The sequence below is a fragment of the Alteromonas sp. BZK5 genome, assembly GCF_014349115.1.
GTDB classification, from domain to species: Bacteria; Pseudomonadota; Gammaproteobacteria; order Enterobacterales; family Alteromonadaceae; genus Alteromonas; species Alteromonas macleodii.
Genome location: NZ_JACSOE010000088.1, coordinates 1 through 13,616 on the forward strand (window position 1 = coordinate 1; position 13,616 = coordinate 13,616).

The 13,616-nt window shown below is 44.3% G+C and carries 21 protein-coding genes; all 21 read left to right on the forward strand.

Going from position 1 to position 13,616, the window contains the following annotated elements; all coding sequences use genetic code 11:
- The first annotated feature begins 354 nt into the window (after positions 1–354).
- Complete coding sequence (locus BIZ39_RS17890) at positions 355–1,749, forward strand: DUF4397 domain-containing protein (protein WP_187447632.1); 1,395 nt, start codon at positions 355–357, stop codon at positions 1,747–1,749.
- A 132-nt stretch (positions 1,750–1,881) separates the two neighbouring features.
- Positions 1,882–2,265, forward strand: a complete 384-nt coding sequence (locus BIZ39_RS17895; RefSeq protein WP_262385804.1) for a response regulator — start codon at positions 1,882–1,884, stop codon at positions 2,263–2,265.
- A 221-nt stretch (positions 2,266–2,486) separates the two neighbouring features.
- Positions 2,487–2,855, forward strand: coding sequence for a 50S ribosomal protein L14 (gene rplN / locus BIZ39_RS17900; RefSeq protein WP_012519228.1), 369 nt, complete (start codon positions 2,487–2,489; stop codon positions 2,853–2,855).
- 12 nt (positions 2,856–2,867) lie between these two features.
- Complete coding sequence (gene rplX, locus BIZ39_RS17905; protein ID WP_014950912.1) at positions 2,868–3,182, forward strand: 50S ribosomal protein L24; 315 nt, start codon at positions 2,868–2,870, stop codon at positions 3,180–3,182.
- A gap of 17 nt (positions 3,183–3,199) precedes the next feature.
- Entirely contained in the window at positions 3,200–3,739 is a 540-nt protein-coding gene (rplE, locus tag BIZ39_RS17910) for a 50S ribosomal protein L5 (RefSeq protein WP_014950911.1), read from the forward strand.
- 12 nt (positions 3,740–3,751) lie between these two features.
- A complete protein-coding gene (gene rpsN / locus BIZ39_RS17915) occupies positions 3,752–4,057 on the forward strand; it encodes a 30S ribosomal protein S14 (protein WP_014950910.1) in 306 nt (101 codons plus the stop codon).
- 13 nt (positions 4,058–4,070) lie between these two features.
- Positions 4,071–4,463 (forward strand): 30S ribosomal protein S8, encoded by a 393-nt coding sequence (rpsH, locus tag BIZ39_RS17920; protein ID WP_012519224.1) that lies wholly within the window; start codon positions 4,071–4,073, stop codon positions 4,461–4,463.
- A 13-nt stretch (positions 4,464–4,476) separates the two neighbouring features.
- Positions 4,477–5,010, forward strand: a complete 534-nt coding sequence (gene rplF / locus BIZ39_RS17925) for a 50S ribosomal protein L6 (protein ID WP_014950909.1) — start codon at positions 4,477–4,479, stop codon at positions 5,008–5,010.
- Between the two features lie 12 nt (positions 5,011–5,022).
- Positions 5,023–5,376, forward strand: a complete 354-nt coding sequence (rplR, locus tag BIZ39_RS17930) for a 50S ribosomal protein L18 (RefSeq protein WP_014950908.1) — start codon at positions 5,023–5,025, stop codon at positions 5,374–5,376.
- 9 nt (positions 5,377–5,385) lie between these two features.
- The gene (gene rpsE, locus BIZ39_RS17935; RefSeq protein ID WP_012519221.1) at positions 5,386–5,886 is read left to right on the forward strand and encodes a 30S ribosomal protein S5; all 501 of its coding nucleotides are present in this window, start codon (positions 5,386–5,388) and stop codon (positions 5,884–5,886) included.
- Between the two features lie 6 nt (positions 5,887–5,892).
- Positions 5,893–6,072, forward strand: a complete 180-nt coding sequence (gene rpmD / locus BIZ39_RS17940; RefSeq protein WP_014950907.1) for a 50S ribosomal protein L30 — start codon at positions 5,893–5,895, stop codon at positions 6,070–6,072.
- 3 nt (positions 6,073–6,075) lie between these two features.
- Entirely contained in the window at positions 6,076–6,510 is a 435-nt protein-coding gene (gene rplO, locus BIZ39_RS17945) for a 50S ribosomal protein L15 (RefSeq protein ID WP_014950906.1), read from the forward strand.
- A gap of 5 nt (positions 6,511–6,515) precedes the next feature.
- Complete coding sequence (gene secY / locus BIZ39_RS17950; RefSeq protein WP_014977524.1) at positions 6,516–7,835, forward strand: preprotein translocase subunit SecY; 1,320 nt, start codon at positions 6,516–6,518, stop codon at positions 7,833–7,835.
- Between the two features lie 38 nt (positions 7,836–7,873).
- Positions 7,874–7,990, forward strand: a complete 117-nt coding sequence (rpmJ, locus tag BIZ39_RS17955; protein WP_012519217.1) for a 50S ribosomal protein L36 — start codon at positions 7,874–7,876, stop codon at positions 7,988–7,990.
- A gap of 175 nt (positions 7,991–8,165) precedes the next feature.
- Positions 8,166–8,522, forward strand: a complete 357-nt coding sequence (gene rpsM, locus BIZ39_RS17960; RefSeq protein ID WP_012519216.1) for a 30S ribosomal protein S13 — start codon at positions 8,166–8,168, stop codon at positions 8,520–8,522.
- Between the two features lie 14 nt (positions 8,523–8,536).
- Positions 8,537–8,929 (forward strand): 30S ribosomal protein S11, encoded by a 393-nt coding sequence (rpsK, locus tag BIZ39_RS17965; protein ID WP_012519215.1) that lies wholly within the window; start codon positions 8,537–8,539, stop codon positions 8,927–8,929.
- A 24-nt stretch (positions 8,930–8,953) separates the two neighbouring features.
- Positions 8,954–9,574: a 30S ribosomal protein S4 gene (gene rpsD, locus BIZ39_RS17970; RefSeq protein WP_012519214.1), complete on the forward strand. Its 621-nt coding sequence runs from the start codon at positions 8,954–8,956 to the stop codon at positions 9,572–9,574.
- A 19-nt stretch (positions 9,575–9,593) separates the two neighbouring features.
- The gene (locus BIZ39_RS17975) at positions 9,594–10,583 is read left to right on the forward strand and encodes a DNA-directed RNA polymerase subunit alpha (protein WP_039226687.1); all 990 of its coding nucleotides are present in this window, start codon (positions 9,594–9,596) and stop codon (positions 10,581–10,583) included.
- Positions 10,584–10,624: 41 nt separating this feature from the next.
- The gene (gene rplQ, locus BIZ39_RS17980; protein ID WP_012519212.1) at positions 10,625–11,026 is read left to right on the forward strand and encodes a 50S ribosomal protein L17; all 402 of its coding nucleotides are present in this window, start codon (positions 10,625–10,627) and stop codon (positions 11,024–11,026) included.
- A 206-nt stretch (positions 11,027–11,232) separates the two neighbouring features.
- Entirely contained in the window at positions 11,233–12,636 is a 1,404-nt protein-coding gene (locus BIZ39_RS17985; protein ID WP_187447633.1) for a mannose-1-phosphate guanylyltransferase/mannose-6-phosphate isomerase, read from the forward strand.
- Positions 12,637–12,888: 252 nt separating this feature from the next.
- Positions 12,889–13,616: hypothetical protein (locus BIZ39_RS17990; protein ID WP_187447634.1), on the forward strand; the 728-nt coding region annotated here is incomplete at its 3' end.

Sequence of the window (13,616 nt, forward strand, 5' to 3'; positions counted from 1 at the left end):
CAATTACGCTAAATAACTGTGTACATGAGCCGTATACGAGGCCCGTATGTACGGTTCTGTGAGAGGGATGAGGCGGTGACGCCTCACCCTACTCGATGTTTCAGTTTTGTGCGCGGTTTGCTTACGTTTATTCGCACATTTATGCCTTTTACCAGCATTTTTAGAAGCTCGAATGTCAAGTTTCCATAAAGAAAGGTCAGCTTTGCAAAGTTGACGTAAAGCTGCGAACTAAGCCCTATTCACATAGCCATATCGCTGTATTGTGCGTGCCAAGATCAGCACTCTCTACATGTGCCTATTTGCTTTTACGCAGGCTTTATCCAACCAAGAACAACTTCAAAGGACATTCAATTTATGCAATTGACCTCTCAATCTTTGCTTCGTGGAACATGGTTCCAAACAGTGGCAATTGGGCTTATTGCACTGCTTGGGCTTACCGCTTGTGGTGGCTCAGGCAGCAGTAGCTCAGATTATTCGTATGCTTACATTCAGTTTTACAACGCTTCGCCTAACGGTGCCAATGTAGAAATGCGTGAAGTTGATGGCGATAGCTTTGGCTCTGCTCAATTTGGTGATACTACGTCAATGTACTCTATGGATGATGGAGAATTAGAACTCGAGTTCATTCGAACTGATTCAGACGACCAAGAAGTATTTATTGACGAGATTACCGTTAACTTAAAAACCGGTTATAAGACCATTGTTGTTATGAGTGGTGACTTTAGTAACCCCGTTTTTACCACCTATTCCTATAATCGCGAAACATTGGAAGATCACTTCCGCCTATTCGCTTTGTCGGTAGCAGTAGATGAATCTTCTTATGATTTCTACATGAGTGAGTCTGGCGACCCGTTTGAAGCAGCCAACTTCCTTGGCACGGTTACAACGGACGACATGATTGAATTTGACTTCTGGGATGCAGATGATGACAGTGAATACTTTGATGAGGGCGAGTACACGATTTATTTGACCGAACCAGGAAGTGACGATGTTGTCTTTGAATCACAAACCATCGATTTTGTATACGAAACTGAGTATCTAATGACACTGCGCGATGTCAGTGGCGCCATTCAAGAAGGGCTAGTTGTAGACACTATTCTTAACTCTTCATCAGTTACGGCGCTTACAGATGTAGAAGCAGATTCACAGTATCGTATTTACAATTCTACGAATCTGGATGCAGAGCTTCAGGTTACCTTTGGTGGAAACACTGATGAAGAGGACGTCAGTTTTACACTCGCGGCGGGCGAGTTGTCTGAGTTTAGTACTATCCGCTATGGCGATTATCGCGTTACCGTAACCGACCCATCAGGTACAGTGACGTCACTGAGCAACAAGCTAATTACGCTTAATCAGGGTGAGAGTAAGGCTATTCTTATCTACAACACCAACAATAAATTAGGCGCAGCAACCTTTGTAGAAAGCGGTTTGCCTCAGGCCTACGATAAGACAGTAAACTTCATCAACTTAGTTAGCGACTTTGATGACGTAGACTTCTACTTGGTAAGAAATGACGAAACCATTGATACTGCTGAGTACGATATACAGAATCTTGAATTTGCTGAAAGTACCAGTGAAGTGCTGCCGTCAGACTATTATGAAGTGATTGCCGTATACGAAGATGACAACGAGGAGCAGGTGCTGCTTGATAGAACCGCGCTGTTTGGCTTTACAGAGGAAGAAAACTACATAGTTACTGTTGAGCCAGCGGATACACCAACGGGATATGAAATTAACGTGCTTTATTAATCGGTTAGTACATATATTATACTAATTGATAAGGGTGAAAACTTTCATCTGCGTGTATTTCACGTAAGTTTAAAAGGTCAACGCTAAAAACGTTGGCCTTTTTACTTGCTGTCCGGAAGGGCCTAAATCCTCATGAGTATCATTAAAGAGCAACTAAAAGAGATAGGTATTACCGCCGATTTAGCAGAAAACGGTGAAGAGGCAGTAGAAAAAGTTAAAGGCGCATTAAAAGGAAAGTCACCCTACACAATCATTTTGATGGACTGCCATATGCCTGTAATGGATGGATTAGAGGCGACGAAGCTAATTAGGTCAATGGGAGACAAGGCACGGGACATCCCAATAATTGCATTAACCGCAAATGCGTTAACCGGCGACAAAGAAAAATGCTTGAAATCCGGCATGGATGACTTCATATCAAAACCTGTTGGTGTAAGCCGGTTGAAAGAGTGCCTTTACAGTCACTTGAGTAAGCAGCTTGTAAGTAATGAAAATCGCCTAAAAGATCCTGCTTGATAACCTATGACGTGGTTATCAGCCCCGACTTTTAGTCGGGGCTTTTTTATTGCTCACATAGTTTAAAAATAATTCAATTTACCGCTATCACTTCCAAATGTTTTCTGTTATTATTTCGCGCCCTTTTTATGGGGGTATGTACATAAAAGCAACGACATCCAGTTGTTTTTAGCAGCACTAACGACTCGGGAGAGTCTTAATTTTAAGAGCGGAGCACTAACATGATCCAAATGCAAACTAACCTGGACGTTGCAGACAACAGCGGCGCTCGCAGGGTTCAGTGTATTAAGGTTCTTGGTGGCTCGCATCGCCGTTATGCAGGTATCGGTGACATCATCAAAGTTACTGTTAAGGAAGCAATTCCTCGCGGTAAAGTTAAAAAAGGTGACGTACTGAATGCAGTGGTGGTGCGTACTAGAAAAGGCGTTCGTCGTGCAGATGGTTCTACCATTCGTTTTGACGGTAACGCGGCTGTTATGCTTAATGCTAACAAGCAACCAATTGGTACGCGTATCTTTGGCCCGGTTACCCGTGAGTTGAGAAGTGAAAACTTCATGAAAATCATCTCATTGGCCCCAGAGGTACTATAAGGAGTCACGATAATGGCTAATAAAATTCGTCGTGATGATGAAGTAGTCGTATTAGCGGGTAAAGACAAAGGCAAACAAGGCAAAGTCCTTAAAGTGCTTATTGCTGATAACCGTGTAATTGTAGAAGGCGTTAATCTCGTTAAGAAGCACACTAAGCCAAACCCACAACTGGGCGTAGCTGGTGGCATCGTTGAGAAAGAAGCTTCTATTCACGTTTCTAATGTTGCGATTGTTAACCCGGCAACGGGTAAAGCAGATCGCGTTGGTTTCCGTTTCGAAGATGAGAAGAAAGTACGTTTCTTCAAGTCTAACGGCGAACTTGTTTAATTATATTGGAGAGTACGATGGCGAAACTGCATGATTTCTATAAAGAAACAGTAGTAGCTGAACTTGCTAAGCAGTTCGGATACAAAAGCGTCATGCAAGTCCCTCGGATTGAAAAAATCACTCTAAACATGGGTTTAGGTGAAGCAGTTGCTGACAAAAAGGTACTTGAGAATGCTCAAGCTGACATGACGGCTATCGCCGGTCAGAAGCCTGTTGTTACAGTTGCTAGAAAATCAGTAGCGGGTTTTAAAATCCGTGAAGGTTATCCGATTGGCTGTAAAGTAACCCTACGCGGCGAGCGTATGTGGGAATTCCTAGAGCGTTTGATTTCAATCGCTATCCCACGTGTTCGCGACTTCCGTGGTTTGAATCCTAAATCATTCGACGGACGTGGTAACTACAGCATGGGCGTGCGTGAGCAAATCATTTTCCCTGAAATCGATTTCGATAAAGTGGATAAGGTTCGCGGTATGGATATCACTATCACTACCAGTGCGAATACAAATGAAGAAGCACGTGCTCTGCTGGACGCGTTTAACTTCCCATTCAAAAAGTAGGGGTGTAGGGTTATGGCAAAAGAATCAATGAAGGCACGTGAAGCTAAGCGTACTAAGCTAGTAGCTAAGTATGCTGAAAAGCGCGCCGCACTTAAAGCGATTATCAGCGATGTTAACGCTTCTGAAGATGAGCGTTGGGACGCTGTTCTGAAGCTACAACAACTGCCACGTGACTCTAGTAAGTCTCGTCAACGTAACCGTTGTCGTGTTACTGGTCGTCCACATGGTTACCTACGCAAATTCGGTCTTAGCCGTATTAAGCTTCGCGAAGCAGCGATGCGCGGTGAAGTCCCTGGCCTTAAGAAAGCCAGCTGGTAAGGAGTAGCTGATAATGAGCATGCAAGATCCTATCGCGGATATGTTTACCCGCATCCGTAACGGCCAGATGGCACAGAAAGTTTCTGTAACTATGCCTTCTTCAAAACTTCGCGTTGCAATCTGTGAAGTATTGAAAGCTGAAGGTTATATTACTGACTTCGCTGCTTCTGGTGACGTTAAGCCTGTTTTAGAAGTTACGCTTAAGTACTTCGAAGGCAAGCAAGTAATTGACACTATCGAACGTGTAAGCCGTCCTGGTCTGCGCATCTATAAGAAAAAAGATGAGCTTCCAAAGGTTATGGGTGGTTTAGGCGTAGCTATCGTGTCGACTTCTAAAGGTGTGATGACTGACCGTGCAGCGCGTAACGCTGGCATGGGCGGTGAGATCATCGGTTATGTAGCATAACGGAGGAGTTGAAATGTCACGTATAGCAAAAGCCCCAGTAGACGTTGTATCAGGTGTAGAAGTTTCTATCTCTGGTCAAGAAGTTACTGTTAAAGGTAGTAAAGGCACTTTGACCCGCGTTTTCAACGACGCTGTAGAAGTTGCACAGGAAGAGAACCAACTTAAAGCACTTCCACGTGAAGGCTTTGTTGACGGTTGGGCACAGGCTGGTACTGCGCGCTCTATCCTTAACGCAATGGTTCAAGGTGTTTCAGAAGGTTTTGAGAAAAAACTTCAGTTGTTAGGTGTTGGTTACCGTGCACAAGCACAAGGTAACAAACTAAACCTTACACTAGGTTTCTCTCACCCTGTAGCATACGAAATGCCTGAAGGCATTACGGTTGAAACTCCTAGCCAAACTGAAATCGTCGTTAAAGGCGCCGATAAGCAGGTGGTTGGTCAGGTTGCGGCGAACATTCGTGGTTACCGTCCACCAGAGCCTTACAAAGGTAAAGGTGTACGTTACGCTGACGAACACGTACGTCGTAAAGAAGCTAAGAAAAAGTAGGTGGGTGATACGATGGATAAGAAAACAGCTCGCATTCGTCGCGCTACTCGCGCACGAGCAAAAATTCGTGAACTGGCCGCGCATCGCTTGGTAGTTAACCGTACACCTCGCCACATCTACGCTCAGCTAATCGCTCCATGCGGTTCTGAAGTGTTGGCAGCGGCTTCAACTGTTGAGAAAGATCTTGCAAAAGATCTTAAGTCTACAGGTAACGCTGAAGCAGCGACGGTAGTCGGTAAAGCAATCGCAGAGCGCGCGCTTGAGAAAGGCATTAAAACAGTGGCTTTCGATCGCAGTGGTTTCCAATACCACGGTCGCGTTAAAGCATTAGCTGATGCAGCTCGCGAAGCTGGTCTTCAGTTCTAGGAGTTTATAATGGCTAAACAAGACGTTCAAAATGGTGAATTTCTAGAGAAATTGATCGCCGTAAACCGCGTATCTAAAGTGGTTAAAGGTGGTCGTATCTTTAGTTTCACTGCATTGACAGTAGTGGGTGACGGTAACGGTCGCGTTGGTTTTGGTTACGGTAAGGCACGTGAAGTACCTGCTGCAATCCAAAAAGCAATGGAAAAGGCACGTCGCAACATGGTTGACGTAGACCTTAACGGTCACACGTTACAGCACCCGATTAAAGGTCGTCACTCTGGCTCTAAAGTTTACATGCAGCCAGCATCTGAAGGTACCGGTATTATTGCCGGTGGTGCGATGCGTGCAGTACTTGAAGTAGCTGGTGTACAAAACGTACTTTCAAAATGTTACGGCTCTACAAACCCAATCAACGTTGTACGTGCAACAATCAACGCGCTGACAGAAATGAACAGCCCGGCGAAAGTTGCTGCGAAGCGTGGATTGTCTGTAGAAGAAATTTTGGGGTAATCAGACATGGCAACGATTAAAGTAAAGCAAACTAAAAGTGCAATTGGCCGTCTGCCAAAGCACAAAGCTACGCTTAAAGGTTTAGGCCTTCGTAAAATCAACCATGTTCGTGAACTGGAAGATACCCCAGCCGTTCGTGGCATGATCAACCGTGTATATTACATGGTTGAGATAGTGGAGGAGTAAGACATGCGTTTAAATACAATTTCTCCAGCCGAAGGTTCAAAGCCTACTGGTAAGCGTTCTGGTCGTGGTATCGGCTCAGGTCTTGGTAAAACGAGTGGCCACGGTCACAAAGGTCAAAAAAGCCGTTCAGGTGGCCGCGTTAAGCCAGGATTCGAAGGTGGTCAGATGCCTATCCAGCGTCGTCTTCCTAAGTTCGGTTTCACTTCACGCAAGAGCTTTGTTACTGATCAAGTAACTCTTGCTGAAATCGCGAAGGTTGATGGTGATACTGCGTCTCTTGAGACTTTAAAAGCAGCTGGTATCGTTAAGAAAGAAATCCAGTTCGTTAAAGTTGTTAAGAGCGGTGAAGTTTCACGCGCTGTTACAGTAAGCGGGTTAAAGGTTACTAAAGGCGCTAAAGAAGCGATTGAAGCTGCTGGCGGTAAAGTAGAGGAATAAGCTAGATGGCTAAACCAGGATTGGATTCAGGCGCTAAAAGCGGCTTGAGTGAGCTTAAGGCAAGATTGTTGTTCGTACTTGGTGCGATTGTTGTATTCAGACTAGGTTCTTACGTTCCTATCCCTGGCATCGATCCAGCTGTACTTGCTGACTTGTTCGAGCAACAAAAAGGCACCATTGTAGAAATGTTTAACATGTTCTCTGGTGGTGCGCTTGAGCGTGCATCCGTTCTGGCTTTGGGCATTATGCCATACATTACTGCATCCATTATCATGCAGTTGCTCTCGGTGGTTCACCCACCGATGGTGGAGCTTAAAAAAGAAGGCGAAGCAGGCCGTCGTAAAATTAGTCAGTACACGCGTTATCTAACGCTTGTATTGGCTATCTTCCAATCAATTGGAATTTCGACTGGTTTGCCTAACCTGATTAATGGATTGGTGATAAACCCTGGCTTCGGATTCTACTTTACGGCAGTAGTGAGCCTAGTCACAGGAACTATGTTCCTTATGTGGTTGGGTGAGCAAATTACCGAACGAGGTATTGGTAACGGTATCTCTATATTGATTTTTGCTGGTATTGTTGCCGGTCTGCCAACAGCGATAGGTCAGACTGCGGAACAAGCAAGGCAGGGCGACATTAACTTGTTGTTCCTACTGTTGATTGGCGTGATTGTTATCGCTCTTACATACCTAGTTGTATTTGTAGAGCGCGGACAGCGCAGAATTGTGGTAAACTACGCAAAACGTCAGCAAGGCCGTCAGGTTTTTGCTGCACAAAGCACCCATTTACCGCTGAAAGTCAACATTGCTGGTGTAATTCCACCAATCTTTGCTTCTAGCATAATTCTGTTCCCGGGTACCATCGCAGGATGGTTCGGACAGAATGAATCAACAGCGTGGTTGCAAGATGTAGCGCTTATGCTATCTCCTGGTCAACCGCTGTACGTGATGTTATATGCAGCTGCGATTATCTTCTTCTGCTTCTTCTACACGGCGTTGGTTTTCAACCCGCGTGATACAGCAGATAACTTGAAGAAATCTGGCGCGTTCATCCCAGGCATCCGCCCGGGTGAGCAAACGTCACGATACATTGACAAGGTAATGACTCGCCTTACACTGGCTGGCGCACTGTACATAACCTTTATTTGTTTAGTGCCTGAATTCATGCTAATTGCTTGGAATGTGCCGTTCTACTTCGGTGGTACGTCGCTTCTCATTATCGTAGTAGTTATCATGGACTTTATGGCACAAGTACAGACACATTTGATGTCTAGTCAATATGAGTCTGTGCTGAAGAAAGCTAACCTTAAAGGCTACGGCCGATAAGTTAGCCCCTTAATATTGATAGAAAGGGGAAAGATGTAATGAAAGTTCGTGCATCAGTAAAAAAGATTTGCCGTAACTGTAAAGTTATCAAGCGCAACGGTGTTGTGCGTGTAATTTGCAGTTCTGACCCAAAGCATAAGCAGCGTCAGGGCTAATCTAAGCGGAACAAGATATTCGCAAAGCTAAGTAAGCAGAACCTAGATAGTACTTGTCTGGTTCTGCTAGTTTTGTTTTAAAGTATTTTGAACCTTAATTTGCAATTTAGTCGACGGGTAAGTATCCTATCGGGCTTTTTAGGTCGTCGACAAATAAACAAGAGGAGTGCTGTTAATGGCCCGTATCGCTGGCATTAACATTCCTGAGCACAAGCATGCTGTAATCGCTATCCAAGCGATCTATGGCGTTGGTCCCACACGTGCGAAAAGCATTTGTGCGGGTGCTGGTGTTGCAGAAAATACAAAAATCAAAGAGCTAGACGAAGCTACTATTGATAAGCTTCGTGACGAAGTGGCTAAATTCACCGTTGAAGGTGACCTACGCCGTGAAGTCTCTATGAGCATCAAACGTTTGATGGACCTGGGTTGCTTCCGTGGTATTCGCCACCGTCGTAGCTTGCCTCTACGTGGTCAGCGCACTAAAACTAATGCGCGTACCCGTAAAGGTCCTCGTAAGCCAATTAAGAAGTAAACGGGGAGTAAGTTATGGCTAAAGCACCAGCTCGTAGCACGCGTAAGCGCGCTAAACGTCAGGTTGCAGACGGTATGGCTCATATCCATGCGTCTTTCAACAACACAATTGTGACTATTACAGACCGTTCAGGCAATGCACTAGCATGGGCGACATCTGGTGGTTCAGGTTTCCGTGGTTCACGTAAATCTACCCCATTTGCTGCACAGGTAGCTGCTGAGCGTGCAGGTGTTGCTGCACAAGAATACGGTCTTAAGAACCTTGAAGTTTTCGTTAAAGGTCCAGGTCCAGGCCGTGAGTCTGCGATCCGTGCTCTTAACGCTACAGGTTATAAGATCACAAACATTACCGATGTGACCCCTATTCCTCACAACGGTTGTCGTCCACCGAAAAAACGTCGCGTTTAATCGACGGACAGTTGGAGAAAGATCATGGCAAGATATTTGGGTCCAAAACTCAAACTTAGCCGTCGCGAAGGAACAGACCTGTTCCTAAAAAGCGGCGTTCGCGCAATCGATTCTAAATGTAAAATCGATACAGCGCCTGGTCAGCACGGTGCCCGTCGTGGCCGTCTGTCTGACTACGGTGTTCAGCTGCGTGAAAAACAAAAAGTTCGTCGTATGTACGGCGTTCTGGAAAAGCAATTCCGCAACTACTATAAAGAAGCTGCACGTCTAAAAGGCAACACAGGTGAAAACTTGCTACAGCTTTTAGAACAGCGTCTTGATAACGTAGTTTACCGTATGGGTTTCGCTAGCACTCGTGCAGAAGCACGTCAGCTAGTTAGCCACAAGGCGATCATGGTAAATGGTCAAGTTGTGAACATCCCATCGTTTAACGTTTCTGCCGAAGACGTGGTTTCTGTTCGTGAAAAGGCTAAGAAGCAAGCGCGTATCGTTGCTGCTTTGGAACTGGCTGACCAACGTGAGAAGCCAACCTGGATTGAAGTAGACAGCAGCAAAATGGAAGGCACTTTCAAGCGCGTTCCTGAAAGAACTGACCTGTCTGCGGAAATTAACGAACAGTTGATCGTCGAACTTTACTCTAAGTAAAGCTAACTAAAGAGGAAGCATTGTGGGTTCTGTGACTGAATTCCTAAAACCGAGATTAGTTGAGATCGAAAACGTTTCTCCTACTCGTGCCAAAGTAACTTTGGAACCACTAGAGCGCGGCTTTGGCCATACTCTAGGTAACGCCCTACGTCGTATTTTACTGTCATCTATGCCAGGATGTGCAGTTACCGAGGTAGAAATTGACGGCGTTCTTCACGAGTACAGCACCAAAGAAGGTGTTCAGGAAGACGTAATTGAAATCTTGCTAAATCTTAAAGGTTTAGCGGTTCGCCTTGAAGGTAAAACTGAGGCAACCCTAACTCTAGTGAAATCTGGCGCTGGCCCTGTTGTTGCTGGTGATATTCAGCATGATGGCGACGTAGAAATTACAAACCCTGACCACGTTATTTGTACTTTAACTGGCGAAGCTGAAATCAGCATGCGCATTAAAGTAGAAATGGGTCGCGGTTATGTACCAGCTTCTACCCGTCGCTCCTCTGAAGAAGATGATCGTCCAATTGGTCGTTTGTTAGTAGACGCTTCATACAGCCCAGTTGAACGTATTGCTTACAGTGTAGAGTCTGCTCGTGTTGAACAACGCACAGACCTAGACAAACTAATCATCGACATGGAGACGAACGGTACTTTGGATCCTGAAGAAGCGATCCGCCGTTCTGCTACTATCCTAGCCGAACAGCTAGATGCATTCGTAGACCTACGTGATGTGTCTGAGCCAGAAGCGAAAGAAGAGAAGCCAGAATTCGATCCGATTCTGCTTCGTCCAGTAGATGACCTAGAGCTGACAGTACGTTCTGCAAACTGTTTGAAAGCAGAAGCTATCCAGTACATTGGTGACCTGGTACAGCGCACTGAGGTTGAGCTACTTAAAACGCCAAACCTTGGTAAGAAATCGCTAACTGAAATCAAAGATGTTCTAGCATCTCGTGGTCTTTCTCTAGGTATGCGCCTAGAAAACTGGCCGCCAGAGAGCATCGCTGAAAAAGATTAATCAGGTTTTTATCAAACTGATTTGTAGAGAAGGATAAAACTATGCGCCATCGTAAGAGTGGTCGTCAGTTGAATCGCAACAGCAGCCATCGTCAAGCTATGTTCAAAAACATGGCCGGTTCTTTGGTCAAGCACGAAGTGATCAAAACTACGTTACCAAAAGCGAAAGAATTACGTCGCGTAATCGAGCCTCTAATCACTATGGCTAAAGAAGACAGCGTTGCAAACCGCCGTCTAGCTTTTGCCCGCACTGGTGACAAAGAGGTTGTAGGTAAACTATTCAACGAGCTTGGTCCTCGTTACGAAGCTCGCCCAGGCGGTTACACTCGCATTCTAAAATGCGGTTTCCGTGCTGGCGACAATGCCCCAATGGCATATGTTGAGCTAGTTGACCGTCCAGTTGTAGAAGCTGAAGAAGAAGCAGTAGAAGCAACTGAAGAGTAATTAATACTCGATTAGAAAAAGGGGCCTGAGTGAAAACTCAGGCCCCTTTTTTTTTGTATTAAGAATTTTAGGGGCATTGTTGTTACTGTGAGCCAATACCAATGTATTTTTGCCATTTAAACGTAACGCAAACCTTTGTATACTAAAGGTCGAATATATAATTAATAGGACGTGGGCGAAGCACCCACACATCAAGGATATTACAAATGAAACCAGTAGTATTAGCTGGCGGCTCAGGCAGTCGCTTATGGCCAAAGTCTCGTGCAGCGCTTCCAAAGCAGTTTCTGTCTCTCACATCAGACAGCACTATGCTACAAGACACAATTACTCGCTTAAAAGGCACGCCAGCTCAAAATCCAATCTTTATTTGTAATGATGCACATCGCTTCCTAGTAGCTGAGCAACTTCGTCAAAAAGATATCCAACATGGTGGTATTCTTCTAGAGCCTGTTGGCCGAAATACGGCACCGGCAATTGCACTAGCGGCGCTACACGCGACCATTAATGGCGAAGACCCTGTTCTTCTTGTTTTGGCCGCTGACCATCTTATTAAAGATAACAAAGCGTTTCACACAGCTATTGCTAAAGCCGAAAAGCTAGCAGAGCAGGGTAAACTTGTAACTTTTGGTATTGTTCCAGACCAGCCGCATACAGGGTATGGCTACATCAAAGCTGGCGAGCAAGCAGGTGATGGTTTTGAAGTCGCACAGTTTGTAGAAAAGCCTGCTTTGGAAACTGCAAAAGAGTATGTAGATTCGGGCAGTTACTACTGGAATAGCGGTATGTTTATGTTTAAAGCAAGCCGCTATTTGGAAGAGCTAGAAAAATACAACCCTGAAATGTTAGACGTCTGTAAGCGTGCTATCGATACAGAAACACCAGATCTAGATTTCATACGCGTTGACCACGATATTTTTGCGAAATGTCCAGACGATTCAGTTGACTATGCAGTAATGGAAAAAACGGATAGCGCAGCTATGGTTCCATTAGACGCAGGTTGGAGCGATGTGGGTAGCTGGTCTTCACTGTGGGAAACTGCAGAGAAAGATGAAAACGGCAACGCTACTGTAGGCGATACTATCCTAGAAAACACAAAGAACAGTTACGTAAATGCTGAGCAGCGCCTGGTATCTGTAATTGGGCTAGAAGACGTTATCGTAGTAGAAACAAAAGATGCCGTAATGGTGGCACATAAGAACGATGCGCAAAGCATTAAAACGGTAGTGAATAAGCTTAAAGCAGAGCACCGCCCTGAATTCGAATTCCACCGTGAAGTATTCCGTCCATGGGGTAGTTATGACTCTATCGACAGTGGCGCCCGTTTCCAAGTAAAACGCATTACCGTAAAGCCAGGTGAAAAATTATCGGTTCAAATGCACCACCACCGTGCTGAACACTGGATTGTAGTTTCTGGTAGTGCAAACGTAACCATCAATGAAGAAACTCAGCTAGTTACAGAAAACGAGTCGGTCTACATTCCTATTGGTGCGGTTCATGCGTTAGAAAACCCTGGAAAGATCCCTCTAGAGCTTATTGAAGTTCAGTCAGGCGCATACCTTGGTGAAGATGATATTGTGCGTTTTTCTGATAGGTATGGGCGGGTAAACTAGGAATATTTTGGCAAGAGTGCTCTTAGATTTTTTAGTTTAGAGTATAATTCTAAAAGCAAGGTTCGCCCTCAATGAAAACAAAAGTTTTTCAAGTTATGTCGGGTAAAACAAAGTGCACCTTTAAAGTTAAGCTCTTGAACGGCACAAGAACAACATCATTTTGAATACAATGAGAACGTTTGCAGGTTGTCTGTTAGACTCTGGCAAGCAACTCGTACCAAAGTAGATTTACATCAAGGATACGCTTTTAAAATGGCAGTATATTGTATTACACAAGCTAACTCCCTTTGGGACGACTTTGTTTCTTCTTTTTCCGAACATGTAGTCGAAAGTTTCGATGATATAACTATTAGTAACGCTTATAGTTTGTTAAAAAAAGAGGTTGATACTAAGGAACTCTTGAGATTTTGTATAACTAACCCTGCGCAGCAATTAGTTATATTTTATTGTCCCCCATCGTTAGTCCTTAACAATATTGAGAAAAGCGAAGATGAATTAAATTCAGTTGTATTAGATTCAGTGGGAAATGCTACAGAACTTCTAGACTTTTTTTATAAGCACAAAAAACAAATTACCTTAGTGAACTTGTTAGACTTATTTGAACCTACGAAATTAAAAAAAGTCGCCCCTTCTCTACATTCTAACTTGAGAGCGTTTTATTTTAAATTAAGTTTTGACGACGTAGTTGGTTATTTATCTATTAAAGCTAGTAACGATAAGGCTAGTAGAATTGAGTACTTACTTAACTCTGTAAGTGTTGGAGGTACGCCTTCTGTCAAACTAATGGTGGGCTTAGCTCGAGAAGATTTGAGAGCTAAAAACGAAGAACTGGGTCTAAAAGAAAAAGAAAATAAACGTGCTCTTTTGGATGTTAAATCGAGATTGGCGGAAAAAAACACAGCTCTCGTTGAATCAGATAAAATGTTAGGGAAAGCAGAAAAAGAATACGCCAGCCTTTCGAAAAAACTAGAATATGAAAG